Annotated in this window: 16 protein-coding genes; 6 read left to right on the plus strand and 10 right to left on the minus strand. The window is 69.1% G+C overall.

All coding sequences use genetic code 11. The features are described 5' to 3' along the window. The first annotated feature begins 8 nt into the window (after positions 1-8). Positions 9-2,024 carry an LPXTG cell wall anchor domain-containing protein gene (locus tag N1028_RS02745; RefSeq protein WP_259525237.1) on the plus strand — a complete coding sequence of 672 codons (2,016 nt, stop codon included), beginning with the start codon at positions 9-11 and terminating at the stop codon, positions 2,022-2,024. A gap of 32 nt (positions 2,025-2,056) precedes the next feature. Here the strand turns inward: N1028_RS02745 and N1028_RS02750 are convergent, their stop codons facing one another. Further along, a complete protein-coding gene (locus tag N1028_RS02750) occupies positions 2,057-4,477 on the minus strand; it encodes an ATP-dependent helicase (protein ID WP_259525240.1) in 2,421 nt (806 codons plus the stop codon). Positions 4,478-4,489: 12 nt separating this feature from the next. Then, positions 4,490-5,503, minus strand: a complete 1,014-nt coding sequence (locus N1028_RS02755) for a glycerophosphodiester phosphodiesterase family protein (RefSeq protein WP_375163398.1) — start codon at positions 5,501-5,503, stop codon at positions 4,490-4,492. Between the two features lie 141 nt (positions 5,504-5,644). Between N1028_RS02755 and N1028_RS02760 the strand changes: the two genes are divergently transcribed. Continuing rightward, positions 5,645-6,466 (plus strand): Bax inhibitor-1/YccA family protein, encoded by an 822-nt coding sequence (locus N1028_RS02760; RefSeq protein WP_259525242.1) that lies wholly within the window; start codon positions 5,645-5,647, stop codon positions 6,464-6,466. A 180-nt stretch (positions 6,467-6,646) separates the two neighbouring features. Next, entirely contained in the window at positions 6,647-7,669 is a 1,023-nt protein-coding gene (locus tag N1028_RS02765) for a DUF418 domain-containing protein (RefSeq protein WP_259525243.1), read from the plus strand. 67 nt (positions 7,670-7,736) lie between these two features. On the opposite strand, the gene guaA is transcribed toward N1028_RS02765, so the two are convergent. The 8 genes from guaA to guaB form a co-directional block, all read right to left on the minus strand. Continuing rightward, positions 7,737-9,332 (minus strand): glutamine-hydrolyzing GMP synthase, encoded by a 1,596-nt coding sequence (gene guaA, locus N1028_RS02770; protein ID WP_445727700.1) that lies wholly within the window; start codon positions 9,330-9,332, stop codon positions 7,737-7,739. After that, positions 9,328-9,777: a DUF3817 domain-containing protein gene (locus N1028_RS02775; protein WP_259525245.1), complete on the minus strand. Its 450-nt coding sequence runs from the start codon at positions 9,775-9,777 to the stop codon at positions 9,328-9,330. Before N1028_RS02775 ends, guaA begins: the two co-directional genes overlap by 5 nt. 9 nt (positions 9,778-9,786) lie before the next feature. After that, entirely contained in the window at positions 9,787-10,644 is an 858-nt protein-coding gene (locus N1028_RS02780) for an SURF1 family cytochrome oxidase biogenesis protein (protein WP_259525246.1), read from the minus strand. Next, positions 10,641-12,026, minus strand: coding sequence for a cation:proton antiporter (locus N1028_RS02785; protein ID WP_259525247.1), 1,386 nt, complete (start codon positions 12,024-12,026; stop codon positions 10,641-10,643). The genes N1028_RS02780 and N1028_RS02785 overlap by 4 nt, the downstream gene beginning before the upstream one ends. Before the next feature lie 10 nt (positions 12,027-12,036). Next, positions 12,037-12,564 (minus strand): cation:proton antiporter regulatory subunit, encoded by a 528-nt coding sequence (locus N1028_RS02790; RefSeq protein WP_259525248.1) that lies wholly within the window; start codon positions 12,562-12,564, stop codon positions 12,037-12,039. 134 nt (positions 12,565-12,698) lie between these two features. Then, complete coding sequence (locus N1028_RS02795) at positions 12,699-14,426, minus strand: glycerol-3-phosphate dehydrogenase/oxidase (protein ID WP_259525249.1); 1,728 nt, start codon at positions 14,424-14,426, stop codon at positions 12,699-12,701. 51 nt (positions 14,427-14,477) lie between these two features. Beyond that, a complete protein-coding gene (locus N1028_RS02800) occupies positions 14,478-15,596 on the minus strand; it encodes a GuaB3 family IMP dehydrogenase-related protein (RefSeq protein WP_259525252.1) in 1,119 nt (372 codons plus the stop codon). Positions 15,597-15,657: 61 nt separating this feature from the next. Then, a complete protein-coding gene (guaB, locus tag N1028_RS02805) occupies positions 15,658-17,160 on the minus strand; it encodes an IMP dehydrogenase (protein ID WP_259525253.1) in 1,503 nt (500 codons plus the stop codon). Positions 17,161-17,407: 247 nt separating this feature from the next. On the opposite strand from guaB, the gene N1028_RS02810 reads away from it, so the two are divergent. From N1028_RS02810 to N1028_RS02820, 3 genes are read left to right on the plus strand one after another with little or no spacing between them, the layout of a single operon-like run. After that, entirely contained in the window at positions 17,408-18,700 is a 1,293-nt protein-coding gene (locus N1028_RS02810) for a branched-chain amino acid ABC transporter permease (RefSeq protein WP_259525254.1), read from the plus strand. 14 nt (positions 18,701-18,714) lie between these two features. After that, on the plus strand, positions 18,715-19,692 hold the full coding sequence (locus N1028_RS02815; protein WP_259525255.1) for a branched-chain amino acid ABC transporter permease: 978 nt from the start codon (positions 18,715-18,717) through the stop codon (positions 19,690-19,692). Then, the gene (locus N1028_RS02820; protein ID WP_375163399.1) at positions 19,685-20,638 is read left to right on the plus strand and encodes an ABC transporter ATP-binding protein; all 954 of its coding nucleotides are present in this window, start codon (positions 19,685-19,687) and stop codon (positions 20,636-20,638) included. The genes N1028_RS02815 and N1028_RS02820 overlap by 8 nt, the downstream gene beginning before the upstream one ends. Position 20,639 lies beyond the last annotated feature (1 nt).

A 20,639-nucleotide genomic window follows, 5' to 3' on the forward strand; every position in this document is an offset into this window, starting at 1 on the left:
CTGTCCGCATGAACCCGCGCCCTCGCTCTCGCCCCCTCCTCCATGTCCTCCGTCTCGTCGGCCTCCTCATCGCCGGCCTGCTGACGGCACCGCTCGCGCTCGCGCTCGGCAGCAGCACCGCCTTCGCCGCGGAGGCCGTCTCCCACGGCCAGGGGGTCCTCTGGTCGAAGGACCACACCTCCTGGCTCGGCAACTACCTGCTCGACGACGGGCGGCACGGCTACTGCATCGACGTCGAGAAGCCCCCGCCGCTCGGGGCGGCCGTCGACTACCTCCCTGGCACCTCGGCGGCGTGGTTCGGCGCCGACGACTCGGCACGGCTCGCCTTCATCTCCCGGGAGTGGGGCGCTCCGGGCGATCCGCTCACGGCCGCCGCCGCGCAGCTCGCGACTTGGACGATCACGGGCCTCGCCGGACGCGACCAGGCGTTCTTCGCTCAGCGGGCCAACGCCGACGCCGACCTCGTCGTCTCCGCCGCGAACCACATGCTGCGCGTCGCCGACGGCGCGGGCGGGGCCTCCCGCGGCGTCTCGGCCTCGGTGACGCTCGACCTCGACGGGCCGGGCGGCCGGGTGGTCTCCGATCTCGTCGTCGACCACCTCGGGGGTGCCCGGTCACCCGCGCCGGGGTCGTTCACCGGATCGGCCACCCTCCGCGGTGCGACCTTCCCCGACGGCCGGAGGACGGGCGCGATCGGCAATGGCGTGGCCCTCGCCATCGTCCCGGACCAGCGCGGGGCGACCGAGCAGGTGTCCATCGACGTCGTCTTCGAGGGCCTGCCGTTCGGGGCCGACTACCGACTCGGCCGCAGCACGGGCGACACGCAGAGCCTCCTGGTCACGGAGCCCTACGACGCCCGGGCGGAGGCTTCCGCCACGGCGAGCGCCCCGAGCGAGCTCCCGTTCGCACCCCGGGTGGTCACGGCCACGAGCGAGGCCGTGGCGGCCCCCGGCGCAGAGCTGACCGACATCCTGACGGTCTCGGCGCATCCGCAGTCGCCCACCGGCTCCGAGTGGGGTGTGTTCGAAGCGCGCGACGGCTCGCTGCAGCCCATTCCGGTTGTGGTCGAGAGCGTGCTCTGGGGGCCGTTCGGCAGCCTGCCGGAGCCGTCACCGCGTGCTCCCGCGGATGCGCCGCGCGTGTGCACCGTCGAGCTCCGCATCGAGGGTGGCCCCGGCACCTACCGCACGCCTCCGTGCACTCTCACCACGCCGGGGTACTACGTCTGGACGGACTCGATCGATCCCGCGCGCACACCTCGCTCGCAGGGCGGCGACAGGCTTCGGCCCTGGACCTCGGAGTTCGGCGCGGCCCCCGAGACCACCCTCGTGCCGGCCTCGCCGGAGGTGAGCACGGTGGCATCGCAGCACCGGCTCGATGCTCCCGGATGCGTGAGTGACGCTCTCGCTATCCGCGGGCTCCCTGAGGGCACCACCCCCATCGCCGTCGTCTCCACTCTGATAGGCCCCCTCACCGAGACTCCACCGGCCGGGGAGACCCCGCCGGATTGGCGCAGCTCCCCGGTGGTGGGAGAGGTCACCACGATGGTCGCCGCCGACGGCACCCACGAGTCCCCGTGCATCCCGGTCACCACCCCCGGCTTCTACTACTTCGTGTTCGCCTCCCCCGGCTCATCCGGCGCCGCGTCCAGCCGAGCTTCGGGCGGCGCCTCCCCCGAGAACACCCTGCACGAGCCCACCCTGTCGGCGGCCTTCACGGAGCCGCTCGTGCCACCCTTCTCCGACACGCGGGTGCACGAGTCGGAGTCGCTCGAGTTCCGGTCGCCGCCGATCTCTCCGCCGCCTTCGTCGCCGCCCGTCACTCCCCCGGCCGACGCACCGCCCGCCATCGTCCCGCCCGTGCTTCCACCGTCGGCGCCTCCCGAGGCTCCGCCCACGAGCGCTCGAGCACAGCTCCCGCGCACGGGCACGACTCCACCCTCCGCAGTCACGACCGCGGTCACGATCGTCGCGATCATGGCCGGCCTCGCCGGACTCGGCGTGGCACTTCGGCGACGCTCATGACGGCCGCGACGATGCAACCGCGTCTCCGAGGGTCAGAGCTTCTCGATGGGGGCGATCTTGATCAGGAGCTTCTTGGGCCCAGCCGACTCGAAGCTGACGTGCGCCACGCGCTTCGAGCCCTCGCCCGTGACCTGGTTCACCCGGCCCTCGCCGAAGTCGGTGTGCGTGATGCGGTCACCGGGAACGAGTTCGAGATCGCCGTTGTCGCGCACCTGACCGGTCACGCGGTTGGCCCACTCGGTCTTCTGCCTGGGTGGCGCGGGAGGCAGCCCGAAGGTCGAGTCACTGTTCCAGCGCGATCCCGAACCACCGCCGGAGCCGCCGTACGAACGGCCGCGCGAGGCGTTCAGCGCGCGGGGCTCCGTGCCGCCGCGCGAGGTCGCCATCCCGGGCGACTGGATCCAGTCCATGAGCTCGGCCGGAATCTCCTGCAGGTAGCGACTCGGCATCGCCACGGCGGTCTCGCCGAACTGCGCCCTCGTCATCGCGAGCGAGATGAACAACCGCTTCCGCGCACGGGTGATGCCCACGTAGAACAGCCGGCGCTCCTCGGCCGGCCCACCGGGCTCACTCGCCGACATGCGGTGCGGCAGCAGATCCTCTTCGACACCGGTGAGGAACACCGCGTCGTACTCGAGCCCCTTCGCCGTGTGCAGGGTCATCAGCGACACGGTTCCGCTCGAGTCGTCGAGGTCGTCGACCGCCGCCACGAGCGACACCTCGGTGAGGAAGTCGATCAACGTGCCATCGGGGTTGTTGCGGTTGAACTCCTTGGTCACCGCCAGCAGCTCCTCCACGTTCTCGGCCCTGGCCTCGTCCTGCGGGTCGCGGCTGGCACGGAGCATCGTGACGTAGTTGCTCTTCTCCATCAGCAGGGCGAGCACCTCGCTCACCGGCGCCTCACCGCCGGGTCGCTCGGGGTCGGCGAGCGCCGTCGCCTCGTCGAGCAGCCCGGCCAGCTGCAGGATGGCGGCCGTGACCTTGGGCCCGAGCCCGAGCTCGCTCGCCCGGCGCATCGCGTCCCGGTAGCCGATGCCCTCGCGTTCGGCGAACGAGGCGAGCTGCGTCTCGGTGGCGGGGCCGATGCCGCGCTTGGGGGTGTTGAGGATGCGGCGGAGGGCGAGGGCATCGAACGGGTTCGCCACGCTCGTGAGATACGCCATCGCATCCTTGATCTCGGCCCGCTCGTAGAACTTCGTGCCGCCGAGCACCCGGTACGGCAGTGCCGAACGGATGAAGATCTCCTCCAGAGCACGCGTCTGCGAGTTGGTGCGGTAGAACACGGCGATCTGGTTGTAGGCCATCCCACCTTCGCGCAGCTTCGCGATCTCGTCGGCCACGAACTGCGCCTCGTCGTGCCCCGAGTAGCCCGTGAAGCCCACGATCTTCTCCCCGTCGCCCACGGCGGTCCAGAGCTTCTTGTCCTTGCGGTCGAAGTTGTTCGAGATCACGGCGTTCGCGGCCGAGAGGATGTTCTGGGTGGAGCGGTAGTTCTGCTCGAGCAGCACCACCCGCGCACCGGGGAAGTCGCGCTCGAACTCCACGATGTTGCGGATGTCGGCACCGCGGAACGCGTAGATCGACTGGTCGGAGTCGCCCACCACGGTGAGCGAGGCGCCCCCGCCGCCGAACGAGGAGAGCCCGGAGAGCTCGTTGGACTCCGGCGGCCGGGTGAGCTCGCGGATGAGGGCGTACTGCGCGTGGTTGGTGTCCTGGTACTCGTCCACGAGGATGTGCCGGAAGCGGCGCTGGTACTTCTCCGCCACCTGGGGGAACGCGCGGAACAGGAACACCGTCTGGCTGATCAGGTCATCGAAGTCGAAGGCGTTCGCATCGCGAAGCGCCCGCGAGTAGGCACGGAAGACCTCCACGAACATCGCGTCCTGCGGGTCGGAGAAGTTGGCCTGGCGCGCATAGCTGTCGGCGTCGCTCAGCTCGTTCTTGAGCTTGGAGATCTTGCCGGTGACCTGCGCCACCGTGAAGCCGAAGGCGTCGGCCTGCAGGTCTTTGATGATGCGCTTGACCAGCGCCCTGGAGTCCTGCGAGTCGTAGATCGTGAAGCTCTTGGTGAAGCCGAAGTTCTCGGCCTCCCGGCGGAGGATTCGCACGCACGCCGAGTGGAACGTGGAGATCCACATGCCCTCGGCCACCTGGCCGAGGAGGTGCCCCACCCGCTCGCGCATCTCGGCGGCAGCCTTGTTGGTGAAGGTGATGGCGAGGATCTGGCTCGGCCACGCCTCGTTGTTCCGGATGAGGCTCGCGATGCGGTGCGTGAGCACGCGCGTCTTGCCACTGCCGGCGCCGGCCACGATGAGCAGGGCGGGGCCGCGGTGCACGACCGCCTCGCGCTGCTCGGGATTGAGCCCGTCGAGCAGCTCGTCGTCATCGTCGAATCGGGAGTCGCCGACCACGACGGGGGTGATGCGCGGGTTCGATTCGGTGGTGTCGCTCATGCTCCGCCAAGTCTAGGCCGCACCTCCGACAGCGCTGCGAGCGGCCACCGCGAGATCGGGCTGGTCGGCGAAGACTCCGTCGACGCCGGTGGCGAGGATCTCCTGGAACTCCTCCTCCCACCGGCCGAACGCCGCCTTGTCATGACCGAGCCTGAAGTTGCGGGGCAGAAAGCGGTTCTCGGCCCGGAGCGTCCAGGTGAACACCTCGAGTCCGGCCGCGTGGGCCCGGTCGACGACGTCGGATGCGCCGTGGGAGACGCCGAGCAGGTCGCGAGGGAGGATGGTCGCCTTGTCCACGCTGATGCCGTCGACGGATTCCGCGAGCGAGCGCAGGCCGGAGTCGGTGAGCTGGTCGGCGTAGCCGGGCGCGGCGGTGCCGAGCCGTGCCAGGAGGTCGAACGCCGTCCCGGAGTCCTCCAGCAGGTAGATCCAGCGGGCGTCGAGCCCGGTCGCCTGGAGCTCCCCGAGCACCGTCTGCTCGAACGACTCGACGGTGAGTCTCTCGCGACCGATGCGCCCCCAGCCGGCCTCGTCGATCTCGTGGGCCACGGCCTCCGCGAGCGCGAGGCCTGCGGCCGAGAAGTGGGTGCCGTGCTTGAGCTCCACCACCGCTCCGCCTCCCGCCTCCTCGGCGATGCGCAGCACGTCACGGAGCCTCAGCAGCCCGAAGCGCCCGTCGAAGCTCGCGCTCGAGGGCCGGATGCCGGGCAGCCGCTCGATGGCGCGGAGCGTCTGCAGCTCGGGCCAGGTGAAGTCCTCGGTGAACCAGCCCGTGTGGGCGACGCCGTCCACCTCACGGGTCGTCCGCCTGTCGGCGAACTCGGCGCGGGAGGCCACGTCCGTGGTGCCCGAGATCTCGTTCTCGTGCCGCACGACCGGCACGCCGTCCCGCGAGAGCACCACGTCGGGTTCGACCGCGTCGGCTCCGAGCGCGAACGCCAGTTCGTAGGCCGAGGCGGTGTGCTCCGGGCGGTAGCCGCTGGCACCGCGGTGCCCGATGACGAGTGTCTGCTGATCCACGCTCACACGCTACGCGCCGGGGCAGCATGGTGTTCGCCCAGGGCGTTCAGATCCGCTGGAATCCGGCGGACTACCAGCGAATCGCGGGGAGCGGTGCACTACCCTGGGAGCACCACGTTCACGTTCCCACGACAGATTGAGACTGACATGGCCGGCCCCGCGTCCTCCAGCAATCCCGCCTTCTCCCGCAACCCCGTGTTCAACGGCAAGGAGGTGCAGAACATCTCGGCCGAGGGGCTGCAGACGATGTTCGACAAGCCTGCCGCGACGCCGTCCCAGACCGACCGGATGAGCTACGACGGTGTCATCCTCAAGACGGCCGGCATGTTCGTGGTGCTCCTGGTCACGGCCACTGTGAGCTTCCTGACCAACCAGCCCCAGCCCACCGCCCTCGGCATGGGCCTCACGTTCGGGGGCGCCATCATCGGCCTCGTGCTGGGCCTCGTCAACGCGTTCAAGCGGGAGCCCTCGGTTCCGCTGATCATGCTCTACGCGGCGTTCCAGGGTCTGTTCATCGGCGGCATCTCGAGCGTCTTCGAGTCGCAGTGGTCCGGAATCATCGTGCAGGCCGTGCTCGCCACCCTCGCGGTGTTCGGCGTCACCCTCGCCCTCTTCGCGAGCGGCAAGATCCGCGCCTCCAAGCGGGCCACCAAGGTCTTCCTGATCGCGATCATCGGCTACGGGCTGTTCTCGCTGCTCAACTTCGTGCTCATGATCACGGGCGTCGTCGACGACCCGTGGGGCCTGCGCGGAGCGACCATCGGCGGCTTCCCGATCGGCATCGTCATCGGCCTGTTCGCCGTGCTCCTCGCGGCCTACTCGCTCGTGCTCGACTTCGACTCCATCCAGCGTGGCGTCAAGAGCGGTGCTCCCCGCAAGTACGAGTGGTCGGGCGCCTTCGGCCTCGTCCTCACGCTCATCTGGCTCTACCTCGAGCTCCTTCGCATCATCGCCATCTTCCGCAACTAGCCGCTCCGGCCGAGCGCAGAAGCACCGGCGGAAGCCATAGACAGCCACGACGGGGTCGCCCACGAGGGCGGCCCCGTTCGTCGTTCAGGCGACAGCGGAACGCCCACCGGCACCCGCACCCGGTCCGGCACCGCCCGTCTCCTCGGCCTCGACGCAGCCCGCGGTCTCGCCCTCCTCGGCATGTTCGCGGCCCACACGATCCCCGAAGACGGCGGGGAAGCGGTCTGGGACGGCCGCTCCTCCGTGCTCTTCGCCCTCGTCGCGGGCGTCTCCCTCGGCCTGATCTCGGGAGGGGCCGGAGGGGCAGGCGCACCGAGGCCCGACACGCGTGCCCGCTCGGCACGGGTGGTCGCTCTTCGCGCCGTCCTGCTCATCGTCCTCGGCATCGGCCTCACGCTGCTCGAGACCCCGATCGCGATCATCCTCGACACGTACGGCCTGCTCTTCGCGGTCTCGATCCCCCTGCTCTCCGCTCCGCGCTGGCTCCTCGGCGTCGTCGCCGCCCTCGCGGCGGTGGCCGGCCCCCGGGTCGTCACCCTGCTCACCGAGCGCGCCGACACCGCCTCGGGAGACGTGGTCCGCCTGCTGCAGAGCCCGTGGGCCTACTTCCCCGAGGCCTGGCTGTACGGCGTCTACCCGGCACCGGTGTGGCTCGCCTACATCGCCACGGGCATCCTGATCGCCCGGTGCGACCTCCGCCGCACCCGCACGCAGGCCGGCATGCTCGTGATCGGCGGTGTGCTCGCCGCGGCCGGCTACCTCGGCGCGATCCTCGGGGGTGCGCCGGTCGAGGCCCACAGCAACACGACGTCGGAGGTCGTCGCCACCGGCGGTCTCGCCGTCGCGATCACCGGGCTTCTCCTCCTGTTGCTCGGCCCGGGCCGGAGCCAGAACCCTGCGCGCTGGCGCCCTGTGGTTCGCACCATCGCGAGACCGCTCGCGGCGGCGGGGTCGATGCCGCTCACGCTCTACTCGGCCCAGATCATCGCGATCGCGCTCATCGTGCACCTGTCACCTGCCGGCGGCGACGGTCTCGCCTGGCAGGCCACTCCCCTGTTCTTCGCACTCGCGGTGCCCGCCGTCGTCTTCGCGACGCTCTGGAGCCTGCGCTTTCGCCAAGGGCCCCTCGAGTGGCTCGTGAGCCGCCTGAGCACCCAGCGCCCGTGGCGCACGCCACGCAGCGTCAGCGCGCAGCACTACTAGCCGAGCACGGCGTCGATGCGCAGCACCCACTGCGCACAGTGTCACCACACGCAGCGTCAGCCGCGCGTCACTCCCACTCGATGGTTCCCGGCGGCTTCGACGTCACATCGAGCACGACCCGGTTGACCCCCGTCACCTCGTTCGTGATGCGGTTCGAGATGCGCGCGAGCACGTCGTAGGGCAGCCGGGTCCAGTCCGCGGTCATCGCATCCTCGCTCGACACCGGCCGCAGCACGATCGGGTGCCCGTAGGTGCGGCCGTCGCCCTGCACCCCCACGGAGCGCACGTCGGCGAGCAGCACCACGGGGCACTGCCAGATCTCGGCGTCGAGGCCGGCGGCGGTGAGCTCGGCACGCACGATCGCGTCGGCGTGCCGCAGCAGCTCGAGGCGCTCGAAGGTCACCTCGCCCACGATCCGGATGCCGAGGCCGGGGCCGGGGAAGGGCTGGCGCCCCACGATGACCTCGGGGAGGCCGAGCTCGCGCCCGATCGCCCGCACCTCGTCCTTGAAGAGCGCCCGCAGCGGCTCCACGAGCTCGAACTGCAGGTCTTCGGGAAGGCCTCCCACGTTGTGGTGGCTCTTGATGTTGGCCGTGCCGCTGCCGCCGCCCGACTCCACCACGTCGGGGTAGAGCGTGCCCTGCACGAGGTAGCGGATCGGGTCGCCGTCTGCGGCGGCCTCGGCGATGAGGTCGGCCTGCGCCTGCTCGAAGGTGCGGATGAACTCGCGCCCGATGATCTTGCGCTTCTGCTCGGGGTCGCTCACGCCGGCGAGGGCGCCGAGGAACTGCTCCCGGGCGTCGACGGTCACGAGGCGCACGCCGGTGGAGGCCACGTAGTCCTCCTCGACCTGGCGCCGCTCCCCTTCGCGCAGCAGCCCGTGGTCGACGAAGATGCAGACGAGCTGGTCGCCCACCGCTTCGTGCACGAGCGCTGCGGCCACCGCGGAGTCGACGCCGCCGGAGAGACCGCAGATGACCTTGCCCGAGCCCACCTGGGCGCGGATGGCTGCGACCTGGTCGGCGATCACGTTGCCCGGGTTCCAGTCGGCGGGAATGCCCGCGGCGCGGTGCAGGAAGTTCTCCAGCAGGTCCTGCCCGTAGGGCGAGTGCTTGACCTCGGGGTGCCACTGCACACCGTAGAGCCCGCGATCGGTGTTGGAGAACGCGGCGACCGGCGTGGAGGAGGTGCTGGCGAGCACGTCGAAGCCGTCCGGGGCCTGCACCACAGAGTCGCCGTGGCTCATCCACACCGTCTGCGCGGTCGGCTGCTCGCCGAGCAGCGAGCTGCCCGAGGCGTCGATCGCCACATCCGTCGAGCCGTACTCGCGGGCACCGGTCTTGGCGACCTCGCCGCCGAGCGCCTTGGCCATCACCTGGAAGCCGTAGCAGATGCCCATCACGGGCACACCCAGCTCGAGGATCCCGGGATCCAGTGCCGGGGCGCCCTCCTCGTAGACACTCGAGGGACCGCCGCTCAGCACGATGCCGACGGGATTCTTCGCCGCGATCTCGGCTGCCGAGATGGAGTGCGGCACGATCTCGGAGTAGACGCTCGCCTCGCGCACGCGGCGAGCGATCAACTGGGCGTACTGGGCCCCGAAGTCGACGACGAGCACCGGGCGGGTGAGCTCGCCGTGGTCGGGGGTGTGTGCCTCGCTAATGGGATGCCTCCACGGTCTGGGGTCGGGCGGCCTCGGCTTCGCGCGCGGCCAGGTAGGCCTTCACCCGCCGGCCCACGGAGGCCTCGAGGAAGAAGGACAGGAACGGGATGACGCCGCCGAGCGCGATCACGATGAAGGCCCAGAACGGCCACCTCATGAGGCTCCAGAGCCGGAAGTCGGAGAACAGGTAGACCACGTAGAACCAGCCGTGCGCGATCAGGATGCCGGTGCTGAGGTTGACCGCCACGACCGTGCCCTCCGGCACGAGGGCGAGCAGCCCGCGCGGGCCGCCGAGCTCGAGCTCGAGGCCGAGCGGGGTGTACTTGAGCAGCATCTCGGCGCACAGGAGCAGCAGCATGACGCCCGTGATGACGGAAGCGACCTGGTAGAACTTCAGCGCCCCGCGGATGCGCGGGAAGTCCTTCGGTTTGGGAGCGAGGGCCATGGGTCAAGCCTACCCGCGCAGCGGCTCGGGCCCGGCCGTCCCCTCGTCGTCGTCGTCCTCGTTCTCGCGCTCCCATGCATCCCGCACGAGCCTGTACCAGAGGTAGACGGCGAAGCCCGCGAACACCACCCATTCGGCGGCATAGAAGATGTTGAGCCAGTTCAGCTGCACCGAGCGATCGGGCTCGGGCGAGAGGATCGCCTCGAGGCCGGGCGCGGGATCGTCGAGCACGAGGTAACCCCCGTACACCTCGGCGTCGTCGTCGAACTCGCTCCACCGGTTCACGAGCGAGGCCACCGACATCGTGGTCTCCAGCGGAGATCCGTCGAGCGAAGTGATGCCGTCGACGGGCTCGTACAGGTCGGATGCCTGGGGCGCCTCGGTCGGCAGGTAGCGGCCGACGATCGTCTCGAGGATGTCACCGCGGCCCGACGAGAGCTGCTCCGCGATCCTGCGGGCTTCGTCCGGGTCGGCCGTCCAGCCCAGCGCGACGGCCAGGTGGGTGTCGGCGGGATCCCTCACCGTGAACTGCCCGATCACCCAGTAGCCGGCCTCGTCGCCGTTCAGCCGATCGCCGAGGATGTCGAAGCCCGAGATCGTGTACCCGCCCACCGCCTCGGCCTTCTGCGCAGCCTGCGACTCGAACACCGGGGCCTGTGGCACCCCGATCTCGGCGAGCGGCCGCACGGTCTCGCTCTGTGTTCCCACGACCTCACCGCTCGAGACGGCCCGCCCGAGCTGCCACTGGCCGAGCAGCGCGAAGCCCGCCGCCACGGCGAGCGCGAGCACGAGCATCCCGATCCAGCGCGGTCGCCGCATCACCTCGAACACGGTCGAGCCGGTGCGCGGGGTTCCTGTGGTGCTCAATACTCGCTGTCCCTAGAATCGCTGCTCCGGGCGCGAGGGCCGTCCTCGTCCGACTGCAGCATGGCCTGTTCGATCAGTCGATCGACGTCACGGTCACCCGTGACCTCGGGCGTCCCGGAGGCTGTGACCCTCTCGGGGCTCTCGACGGCCGCGGCCGCGGGCTCGGCGTTCGCCGCGGCAGCGGCAGCCAGCGACGCAGCGGCCTTGCGCTTCCGCGTGGTGCCGAGCACGACACCGCCGATCCGCTCGGAGTTGACGGCGAGGATCGGCCCGAGGATCGCCATGATGAGCACGTAGAGCCCCGCGAACGGCTGGATGCGCTCGTCGAGGCCTGCGGCCAGAGCGAGGGTCGCGAGGATGAGCGCGAACTCCCCCCGGTTCTGCAGAATGGCCGTGGTGTTGATGCCCGCCTGCGGCCCGAGTCCGTTGAGCCACGCCACGAACTGCCCCGCGATGATGTTGAGCACCATCGTCATCACGACCGCGAGCACGACGGGCACGATCACGTCGGGGAACTTCGAGGGATCGAGTCCGAGCCCGAAGTTCAGGAAGAAGAAGGCTCCGAAGACGTCGCGGAGCGGGATGGCTATCTGCTCGATCCGGTTGCGGTACCTGGTGGCGCCCAGCACGAGGCCGATCAGGAACGCACCGATCGCATCCGTCACGCCGAGGATCTCGCCGAGACCGCCGAAGGCCAGCGCGAGACCGAAGAACAGGATGGTGAAGAGCTCGTCGTCCTTCGTGCGGAAGAGCCTCGAGACGAACTTCCCTCCCCACCGGGCGATCGAGAACATCACCACGAGGAAGAGGAACGAGACGGCGAGCTTGCCGATGACCGGCCACACCTCGGTCTCGCCCGAGAGCACCACGGAGACGATCGCGAGGTAGACCGCGATGAAGACGTCCTCCACCACGGTCACGCCGAGGATCATCGGCGTCTCGCGGTTGGCCAGCCGGTTCAGCTCGATCAGGAGCTTCGTCACGATCGCGCTCGAGGAGGTCGCCGTGATGCCGGCGATGATGAGCGCCTCTCGCGTGCCCCAGCCCACCATGAACCCGAAGGCGAAGCCCACGAGCATGTTGATGAGGATGTAGGAGCCGCCCGAGATGAGCAGCTTGCCGGCGTTGGAGTAGAACTCGTCCTGGTCGAACTCCAGACCGAGGTTGAACAGCAGCAGGATGAGGCCGACCACCGCGATCAGCTCGATGTACTCCCCGTGCTCGAACGAGATGGGGAACCAGCCGAAATACGGGCTCGCGAGGAGCCCGACGACCATGTAGATCGGGATGGCCGGGAGGCCGATGGACTTGCCGAGACGCCCCAGGACGTAGGCGATGACGAACAGGACGCCGAGAACGAGGAGATCGGGGCCGAGGTGCATCCGCGGCGGCCTAGCTGTTTCCGGGCGGAGCGTCTGCGAGCTTCTTGAGCTCGCCCGTGCGGAAGAAGTTGAAGGCCTTGGCGACCTTCTCCGGCGAGCCCGCGACGACGAGGGTGTCGCCGGGGAAGACCTTGAAGTCGGGGGCAGGGGCGGGGTTCGCGGAGTCGCCGCGCACGACCGCCACGACCGTCAGCCCGGCGATGCCGCGCTCGGCGGGGCTGCCGAGCGGCTGGCCCGCGATGTGGTCCTCGTAGTCGACCGTGAACCAGTCGATGCTGAGCCCGGGCACCTGATCGAGGGCCGACAGCGACTCGGTGATCTGCGTGCCGCCGAGCAGTTCCGCCAGCGTGTGCGCCTCGTCCTCCGACAGGCGCAGCGACACCTTCGTGGAGTCGGGACCGTCGGCGTCGTCGGCGAACGTGATGAGGTCGCTGTGGCCCGAGCGGTGCGCGATCACGCCCACCTTGCCGCCGTCCGAGGTGATGAACGTGTGCAGCACACCCACGCCGGGAAGCTTGACTCGCCGAACATCGACCATGGCTGTCTCCTCCGAGAAACGCCGCCACGACATCACGGTGAGTCGGCGGTGACTCCAGTTTAGTCAAGCCGCCACGGGGTCACGTCGCCGTTCGCAGTGAGCGCACGGCGACGCAGCCCTCCCGGTCCGCCGCCTCAGTCGGTCGGCACGATGTCGGGGGCCTCGAGCCGGATGCGCTCGGCCGACTCGTCGTCTGGCTGCAGCTGGCTGGCCCGCTCGGCCGCCACGCGCTCGAGGTAGAAGGCCACCTCGCGCTCGATCGTGTCGTCGTCCCAGCCGAGCACACCTCCCATGAGCTTCGCCGCCACGGGTGCCGCCGAGACGCCGCGGTCCCAGGCCTCGATCGAGATGCGGGTGCGCCTGGCGAGCACGTCGTCCAGGTGCAGCGCGCTCTCGTGCGAGGCGGCGTAGACCACCTCGGCGCCGATGTAGTCGTCGGCCCCCGGCAGCGGCTCGGCGAGGCTCGGATCCTCGTGGATGAGATCGAGCAGTTCGTCGGTGAGCGTGCCGTAACGGTTCAGCAGGTGCTCGATCCGCACGGTGTGCACGCCGAACCGGCGGGCGATCTTCTGCCGCTTGTTCCAGGCGGCCTGATAGCCCTCCGCGCCCAGCAGCGCGATGTCCTGCGTCACCGAGGGCGAGATGCGGCCGTCGAGCGCCGAGACGGCGGCGTCGATCGCGTCCTTCGCCATGATCCGGTACGTGGTCCACTTGCCGCCCGCGATCACCACGAGGCCGGGCACCGAATGCGCCACGAGGTGCTCGCGCGAGAGCTTCGACGTCTGGTCAGACTCTCCGGCCAGAAGCGGGCGGAGGCCCGCGTAGACGCCCTCCACGTCCTCCCGGGTGAGGGGCACGGCGAGCACCTTGTTGACGTGCTCGAGCACGTAGTCGATGTCGGCTGCAGTGGCGGCCGGATGCGCCTTGTCGAGCTTCCAGTCGGTGTCGGTCGTGCCGATGAGCCAGTGCCGCCCCCACGGGATGACGAACAGCACGCTCTTCTCGGTGCGCAGCAGGAGCCCCGACTTGCCCTGGAAGCGGTCGCGCGGCACCACGAGGTGGATGCCCTTGGAGGCGCGCACCTTGAACTGGCCGCGTTCGCCCACCATGGCCTGCGTCTCGTCGGTCCAGACCCCGGTGGCGTTCACGACCTGCTTGGCGCGGATCTCGAACGTCTCGCCCGTCTCGAGGTCGTGCGCGTGCACCCCCACGACACGCTCACCCACCTTGATGAAGCCCTCGACCTTCACCCGGCTCGCCACATGGGCTCCGTAGGAGGCCGCGGTGCGGGCGAGGCTCGACACGTAGCGCGCGTCGTCGACCTGAGCGTCGTAGTAGGTGATGCCGCCGATGAGGGCGTCCTTCGCGAGGCTCGGCATGAGCGCCTGCACCTGCTTCTTCGAGAGGTGGCGGTGGTGGGGCACCCCGGGAGGCCGGCCGCCCGAGTAGCTGAAGATGTCGTAGAGCAGCATGCCGGCGCCGATGTACGCCCGCTCGATGATGCGCTTGTTGAGCGGGTAGAGGAACCGGACGGGCTTCACGAGGTGCGGCGCGATGCGCTGCAGCAGGAGCCCGCGCTCGGTGAGGGCCTCTCGCACGAGCCTGAAGTCGAGCTGCTCGAGGTAGCGGATGCCACCGTGCACGAGCTTCGACGAGCGGCTCGACGTGCCGGAGGCCCAGTCGCGCGCCTCGACCATGCCTGTGCGAAGCCCCCGCGTCACGGCGTCGAGGGCGGCGCCGGTGCCCACGATTCCGCCGCCCACCACGAGGATGTCGAGTTCCTTCTCCTTGAGAGTCTCGATGGCCGCGGTGCGCTCCTCCGGACCGATCTTGGTGGAGTGCGAGACGTTCGTCTTGGGCATGGGACTCTCCTTCGCTGCAGAGCGGCGGGCTAGCCGCGTCCGCTTCCCACGCTAGTCAACCCGGTAGGGAGCGACAACCACTTCGATCCTCTGGAACTCCTTCAGATCCGAGTAGCCGGTGGTCGCCATCGAGCGGCGGAGAGCGCCGATCAGGTTGGCCGTGCCGTCGGCCACCGGCGAGGGGCCGTAGAGCACCTGCTCGAGCGGCGCGACCGAGCCCACGTGCACGCGGTTGCCGCGAGGCAGCTGCGCGTGGTGCGCCTCGGGGCCCCAGTGCCAACCGCCGCCCGGTGCATCGCTCGCGCGGGCCAGAGCTGTGCCGAGCATGACGGCGTCGGCACCGACCGAGATCGCCTTGACGATGTCACCGGAGGTGCCGAGGCCGCCGTCGGCGATCACGTGCACGTAGCGGCCCCCCGACTCGTCCATGTAGTCGCGGCGGGCACCGGCCACGTCGGCCACAGCGGTGGCCATCGGGGCGTGGATGCCCAGGGTCGCGCGCGTGGTGGACGCTGCTCCCCCGCCGAACCCCACGAGCACACCGGCGGCTCCCGTGCGCATGAGGTGCAGTGCCGCGGTGTAGGTGGCGGCACCGCCCACGATCACGGGCACATCGAGCTCGTAGATGAACTTCTTGAGGTTGAGCGGCTCGACCGTCTTCGAGACGTGCTCGGCCGAGACGGTGGTGCCGCGGATGACGAACAGGTCGACCCCGGCCGCCACCACGGTCTCATAGAGCTCCTGGGTGCGCTGCGGTGAGAGCGCGCCGGCCACGGTGACGCCGGAGGCACGGATCTCGGCCAGGCGCGCGGTGACCAGCTCGGGCTTGATGGGCTCGGAGTAGATCTGCTGCATGCGCTCGGTCGCCCGGCCCTCGGGCAGGTTGCGGATCTCCTCGAGCAGCGGCTCGGGATCCTCGTACCTCGTCCAGACGCCCTCGAGGTCGAGCACGCCGACGCCGCCGAGCTGGCCGATCATGATCGCGGTCTGCGGCGAGACCACGGAGTCCATCGGCGCGGCGAGCACCGGGATGTCGAAGTGGTAGGCGTCGATCGCCCAGCTCACCGACACGTCCTGGGGGTCGCGGGTGCGCCGCGAGGGCACCACCGCGATGTCGTCGAACGCGTAGACACGGCGGGCGCGCTTGGCGCGGCCGATTTCGAACTCCATACTCACCCCCCAACCTTAGCGAACCGGCCGGCGCCGGCCCGCTACCCGAGAGTGCGCCGCGCTAACGGCGGTAGTTGGGTGCCTCGACCACCATCTGCACGTCGTGCGGGTGGGACTCCTTGAGTCCGGCCGCCGTGATGCGCACGAAGCGGCCCTTCTCCTTGAGCTCGGGGATGGTGCGGGCGCCCACGTAGAACATCGACTGGCGGAGGCCGCCGGCCAGCTGGTAGGCCACGTTGGCGAGCGGGCCGCGATAGGGCACCTGCCCCTCGATGCCCTCGGCGATGAGCTTGTCATCCGAGGGCACGTCCGACTGGAAGTAGCGGTCCTTGGAGTAGGAGGTCTTCTCGCCGCGGGTCTGCAGAGCGCCGAGCGAGCCCATGCCGCGATAGTTCTTGAACTGCTTGCCGTTCACGAACACGAGGTCGCCAGGGCTCTCGTCGCAGCCCGCGAGGAGCGAGCCGAGCATGACGGTGTCGGCGCCGGCGACGAGGGCCTTCGCGATGTCGCCGGAGTACTGCAGCCCGCCGTCGGCGATCACGGGGACTCCCGACTCGCGCGCGGCGAGCGAGGCCTCGTAGACGGCGGTCACCTGGGGCACGCCCACGCCCGCCACCACGCGCGTGGTGCAGATGGAGCCGGGCCCCACGCCCACCTTGATGGCGTCGGCCCCCGCGTCGACGAGCGCCTGCGCGCCCGAGCGGGTGGCCACGTTGCCGCCGATGACGTCGACCTCGGCGAAGGCCGGGTCGTTCTTGAGGCGGCGGATGATCTCGAGAACGCCCGCGCTGTCGCCGTTGGCGGTGTCGACCACGATCACGTCGACTCCGGCGTCGAGGAGGTTGGTGGCTCGCTGCCACGCGTCTCCGAAGAAGCCGATCGCGGCGCCCACGCGCAGTCGGCCCGCGCCGTCCTTCGTGGCGTTCGGGTACTTCTCGCTCTTGTCGAAGTCCTTCACCGTGATGAGGCCGGAGAGCCGGCCCGCGTCGTCCACGATCGGGAGCTTCTCGATCTTGTGCTGCGCGAAGATCGCCACGGCGTCATCCGGGTCGACCCCGACCTTGGCGGTGATGAGCGGCATCTTGGTCATCACGTCGCGCACGAAGGTCGTCGACTTCTCGAACTGCGAGACGAAGCGCATGTCGCGGTTGGTGATGATGCCCACCAGCACGCCGCTGCCGTCGACCACGGGAAGGCCGCTCACGCGGTACACGCCGCACAGGGCGTCGACCTCGGCCACGGTGGCGTCGGGGGTCGTCGTCACCGGGTCGGTCACCATCCCGGACTCGCTGCGCTTCACGCGGTCGACCTGCTCGGCCTGGTCGGAGATCGAGAGGTTGCGGTGCAGGATGCCGAGCCCGCCCTGGCGGGCCATCGCCACCGCCATGCGCGACTCCGTGACGGTGTCCATGGCGGCCGAGAGCAGTGGAGTGGCCACGTGGATGCGCTTGGTCAGGCGAGACGTGGTGTCGGCCTCACTGGGGATGACATCGGTGTGCCCGGGGAGGAGCATCACGTCGTCGTAGGTCAGTCCAACAAAGCCGAACGGATCCGCCTGGTCCATCGTTCTCCTCACGCCCGAATACTCGTCAATGCTAACGGTTAGGCACTCGGCACTATTCCGTGTAGAAATGACCGACGTCGAATTGGGTGTCCACTTGAAACACCGTGGACACAATTCGTATGTATGGTCTACCACTGTCGCTACGACCGAAGACATGGAGAGGCGCCACCACCCCCGGCGCTTTCCTACAGGAGGTGCTGTCTTGATCGCAGGTATCCGAATCGGGCCTGGAGTCCGCTTCATCACGATGGCACTCCTGGCGCTCGCGCTGTGCCTCGGCGTGGTGCTGGGCTCGGGAGCGCTGTCCGCCTCGGCGTCAGCACCTGCGCCCACGCCCACTCCGACGAGTGACTTCACGAACACCCTCACCATCGGCGGCGTCCTCCGGGACGACGACAACGTGGTGGAGGGTGCCGAGGTCACCGTGGAGGGCGCAGGAGGATTCTCCGAGGTGGCCACGAGCGACGACACCGGCCGCTGGTCGGTCGTCGTGCCCGAGAAGGGCGAGTACACGGTCACGATCGACCCCGAGACGCTGCCCGACGGCGTGGAGCTGCGAGACCCTGATCGCGTCTCCGCCACGGTGGCGGCGAACGAGTGGCAGACGAACTCGATCACACGCTCGTTCCCGCTCGGCGTCGACGACCGCCAGACCACGGGCTTCTTCGAGCAGTTCCTGCAGCGGCTGGCGGCGGGCCTCAACTTCGGCCTCCTCATCGCCCTCGCGGCTATCGGCATCACCTTGATCTTCGGCACCACCGGGCTCAACAACTTCGCCCACGGCGAGATGGTGACCTTCGGCGCCATCATCGCGTGGATCGTCGCGGTGCTCCTCGGGGTCAACATCTTCGTGGCCATGCTCGTCGCGCTCGTGCTCGGTGGAGCCTTCGGCTATGTGCAGGACTGGCTCCTCTGGAAACCCTTGAGGAAGAAGGGGGTGAAGCTCGTTCAGGCGATGATCGTCTCCATCGGTCTCGCGATCGCGCTGCGCTACCTCTACCTCTTCTTCATCGACGGCAGCACGAAGACCATGAACGTGGGGCTCTCGGAGGCCATCGTGATCGGCCCTGTGCGCATCACCACCGGATCCGTCGTCAGCATGGTCATCTCCGTCGTGGCGCTCGTGGCGGTCGGACTGTTCCTCACCCGCACCCGCGTGGGCAAGGCCACGAGAGCCGTCTCGGACAACCCGTCGCTCGCGGCGGCGTCCGGCATCGACGTCGACCGGATCATCCGCACCGTGTGGGTGCTGGCCGGTGCCCTCGCCGCCCTGGCGGGCGTCATGCTGGGCCTCTACCGCCAGGTCTCGTGGGACATGGGCTTCCAGGTGCTGCTTCTCATGTTCGCCGCCGTCACGCTCGGTGGTCTCGGATCCGCCTACGGCGCGCTCGTCGGCTCCATCGTGGTGGGTCTGTTCGTCGAGCTGTCCACCCTCATCATCCCGGCCGACCTCAAGTACGCCGCCGCGCTCGTCGTGCTCATCCTGGTTCTGCTCGTCAGACCTCAGGGCATCCTCGGCCGCAAAGAACGAATCGGTTAGGGGAGGAGAGACTCATGGACTGGGGAAACATCTTCGGCAACGCCATCGGCGAGATCATCAGCCCGACCACGGCTGCCTACGCTCTCGCGGCCATCGGCCTCGGCGTGCACTTCGGCTACACCGGCCTGCTCAACTTCGGTCAGGCCGCCTTCCTTCTCATCGGCGCCTACGCCTTCGCGATCCCGACGCTCGCGGGCGCCCCGATCATCGTCGCGGTGCTCTCGGCGATCATCTGCTCTGTCATCTTCGCCTTCATCCTCGGCATCCCCACGCTGAGGCTCCGGGCCGACTACCTCGCCATCGTCACGATCGCCTCGGCCGAGGTGGTGCGCTACGTCGTCACCACCACGGGGCTCACCGACTTCACGGGCGCCGCGAACGGCCTGTCGGGCTTCAAGGGCACCTTCGCCGCCATCAACCCGATCCCCGAGGGCCGCTACGGCTTCGGTCCGTTCATGTACAACGAATACGACTGGTGGGTGCGCATCGTCGGCTGGACCCTCGTGGTGCTCGCGAGCGTGCTCGTGTTCCTCCTCATGCGGAGCCCCTGGGGCCGCGTGGTGAAGGGCATCCGCGAAGACGAGGACGCCGTGCGCAGCCTCGGTAAGAACGTCTACAGCTACAAGATGCAGTCGCTCGTGATCGGTGGTGTCATGGGCTCCGTCGCCGGCATCATCTTCATCCTGCCGAGAGCCGTGCAGCCCGCGAACTACACCACGGGCCTTACGTTCTTCATCTGGACGATCATGCTGCTGGGTGGTGCCGCCACCATCTTCGGGCCGATCGTCGGAGCGATGATCTTCTGGGTCGTGCTCTCGCTCACCCAGGGCATCCTCTACGGTGCCATCGAGTCGGGCGCCCTCGGCTTCATGACCACCACCCAGGCCGGGCAGGTGCGCTTCATCCTGGTGGGTGTCGCGCTCATGCTCCTCGTCATCTTCAGACCGCAAGGTATTTTCGGAAACAAGAAGGAGCTGTCCTTCAGTGTCTAATCTCGACAAGAACCCCGTCCAGTCGCCTGCCGCCGCCGTCACGCACCCGCTCGTCAAGGGCACGGTCGAGCCCGGGTGCGCCAAGGTGGATCCCATCGTGATCGCCGATCACGTCACGCGCCAGTTCGGCGGTCTCAAGGCGGTCGACGTCGACCACCTCGAGATCCCGCGCGGCCAGATCACGGCTCTCATCGGCCCGAACGGCGCCGGCAAGACCACGATGTTCAACCTGCTGACGGGCTTCGACAAGCCCAACACCGGCACGTGGGAGTTCGACGGCAAGTCGCTCGCGGGTGTCCCGGCGTTCAAGGTCGCCCGCTCCGGCATGGTCCGCACCTTCCAGCTCACCAAGTCGCTCGGCCGCCTCTCGGTGCTGCAGAACATGCTGCTCGGTGCGACCGGTCAGCGCGGCGAGGGCCTCTTCAGCTCGCTCGTGAAGCCCCTCTGGCGCCGCCAGGAGGAGGAGAACACGGTTCGCGCCGACGAACTCCTCGCCCGCTTCAAGCTCGATGCCAAGCGCGAGGACTACGCGGCGTCACTCTCCGGAGGCCAGCGCAAGCTGCTCGAGATGGCGCGCGCGCTCATGTCGAAGCCCGAGCTCATCATGCTCGACGAGCCGATGGCGGGAGTGAACCCCGCTCTCACGCAGTCGCTCCTCGGGCACATCAAGAACCTCAAGGCCGACGGCACCTCGGTGCTTTTCGTCGAGCACGACATGCACATGGTGATGCACATCTCGGACTGGGTGATCGTGATGGCCGAGGGCCGCGTCGTGGCCGAGGGCCCGCCCGAGACCGTCATGAAGGATCCGGCCGTGATCGATGCCTATCTGGGCGCTCATCACGACACCGACCTCGGCGACCTCATGGACGACGGCCCCAACCCGGTCGAGGTGGCCCTCGAGGCCGAGCGCAAGGCTCACGACGCCCACAGCGAGGAGAAGTAGT

Source organism: Herbiconiux oxytropis, assembly GCF_024979315.1.
In the GTDB taxonomy this organism is placed as follows: domain Bacteria; phylum Actinomycetota; class Actinomycetes; order Actinomycetales; family Microbacteriaceae; genus Herbiconiux; species Herbiconiux oxytropis.

What these genes read in the sequence shown, in the direction of transcription:
- N1028_RS02745 (WP_259525237.1), top strand. Translation starts at nt 9, where the DNA reads ATGAACCCGCGCCCTCGCTCTCGCCCCCTCCTCCATGTCCTCCGTCTC.
- N1028_RS02750 (WP_259525240.1), bottom strand. Translation starts at nt 4,477, where the DNA reads ATGAGCGACACCACCGAATCGAACCCGCGCATCACCCCCGTCGTGGTC.
- N1028_RS02760 (WP_259525242.1), top strand. Translation starts at nt 5,645, where the DNA reads ATGGCCGGCCCCGCGTCCTCCAGCAATCCCGCCTTCTCCCGCAACCCC.
- N1028_RS02765 (WP_259525243.1), top strand. Translation starts at nt 6,647, where the DNA reads ATGTTCGCGGCCCACACGATCCCCGAAGACGGCGGGGAAGCGGTCTGG.
- N1028_RS02775 (WP_259525245.1), bottom strand. Translation starts at nt 9,777, where the DNA reads ATGGCCCTCGCTCCCAAACCGAAGGACTTCCCGCGCATCCGCGGGGCG.
- N1028_RS02785 (WP_259525247.1), bottom strand. Translation starts at nt 12,026, where the DNA reads ATGCACCTCGGCCCCGATCTCCTCGTTCTCGGCGTCCTGTTCGTCATC.
- N1028_RS02790 (WP_259525248.1), bottom strand. Translation starts at nt 12,564, where the DNA reads ATGGTCGATGTTCGGCGAGTCAAGCTTCCCGGCGTGGGTGTGCTGCAC.
- N1028_RS02795 (WP_259525249.1), bottom strand. Translation starts at nt 14,426, where the DNA reads ATGCCCAAGACGAACGTCTCGCACTCCACCAAGATCGGTCCGGAGGAG.
- N1028_RS02800 (WP_259525252.1), bottom strand. Translation starts at nt 15,596, where the DNA reads ATGGAGTTCGAAATCGGCCGCGCCAAGCGCGCCCGCCGTGTCTACGCG.
- guaB (WP_259525253.1), bottom strand. Translation starts at nt 17,160, where the DNA reads ATGGACCAGGCGGATCCGTTCGGCTTTGTTGGACTGACCTACGACGAC.
- N1028_RS02810 (WP_259525254.1), top strand. Translation starts at nt 17,408, where the DNA reads ATGGCACTCCTGGCGCTCGCGCTGTGCCTCGGCGTGGTGCTGGGCTCG.
- N1028_RS02815 (WP_259525255.1), top strand. Translation starts at nt 18,715, where the DNA reads ATGGACTGGGGAAACATCTTCGGCAACGCCATCGGCGAGATCATCAGC.